The organism is Oleiphilus sp. HI0067 (assembly GCF_001635735.1).
Genome location: NZ_LWFI01000213.1, coordinates 1 through 1,047 on the forward strand (window position 1 = coordinate 1; position 1,047 = coordinate 1,047).

Consider the following 1,047-nt stretch of genomic DNA (forward strand, 5'->3'; position numbering starts at 1 on the left):
CATTGCGAAATATACGTAACCCTTCGGAATATGTACATCAAAGCCTTCGGCGATCAACGTAAACGCGATCAAGATTAAAAACGACAAAGCCAACATCTTGATAGTTGGGTTTCTATCAACAAACTCGCCAATAGGATTAGCGGCTATCAGCATCACAATCACAGAGGACACAATAGCAATAACCATAATGCTGAGATGCTCCACCAAACCAACCGCTGTAATTACAGAGTCCAAAGAAAAGATCAAATCCAATACCGCTATTTGAACGAGTATTGAGGCAAAGCTAGATGTTGCGAGCATTGTCGTTGACACATCTTTAATCTCAAAACTCCCATGGATTTCATGCGTGGATTTCATCAATAAGAACAAACCTCCGAGTATTAAAATCAGGTCCCTACCGGATATATCGTTATCCAAAACACTGAATAAGGGATCTACTAGCTTCATCACCCAAGCGAGGCTAAATAAGAGCAATAATCGGGAGATCATCGCTAAAGTGATACCAATTTTTCGAGCTTTATTTCGTTGATGTTCTGGCAGTCGCCCAACTAAAACAGAGATGAAAATGATATTGTCGATACCTAAGACAATTTCTAAAGCCATCAATGTCGCGAGTGCGATCCATGCTTCAGGGCTGGTTATCCATTCAAACATTATTCATTACTCAAAATGTCTCGTTGATCAGAAACTCATAGGTGTTAAAAGTAGTACAAAATTTTGCCGTGTAACTTTTGCGATGTAACTACAAAACAAACGCTATGTTTTATTCTTTCTTTTTAGATCCTTACTCATGAAACGCTTCATTCTTTTACTGATTAGTCTTTATTCAACACTTACTTTCGCAGATCGTCAGGAAATAACGCTTGTGTTTGAGGTAAAAGAAAACCCGCCGTACTACTTAGGCAATGGCCCAGAAATTAATTGGGAGAAGCCCAGAATCACCTTATCACTGCTCAAAGACATTGAAGCTGACTTAACCGTGAAATTCACGTTTGAACGCGTACCTTGGACACGGGCATTACAAATGGTGAAGGACGGCGAAGCGGA

Annotated in this window: 2 protein-coding genes; one reads left to right on the plus strand and one right to left on the minus strand. The window is 40.0% G+C overall.

Annotated features, from left to right (window positions below):
- Positions 1 to 654 (minus strand): TerC family protein (locus tag A3739_RS02780; RefSeq protein WP_068500230.1); only part of this gene is annotated, 654 nt, incomplete at its 3' end.
- A 136-nt stretch (positions 655 to 790) separates the two neighbouring features.
- Here A3739_RS02780 and A3739_RS02785 point away from each other — a divergent pair.
- On the plus strand, positions 791 to 1,047 hold a 257-nt coding region (locus A3739_RS02785), incomplete at its 3' end, for a hypothetical protein (protein ID WP_156502284.1).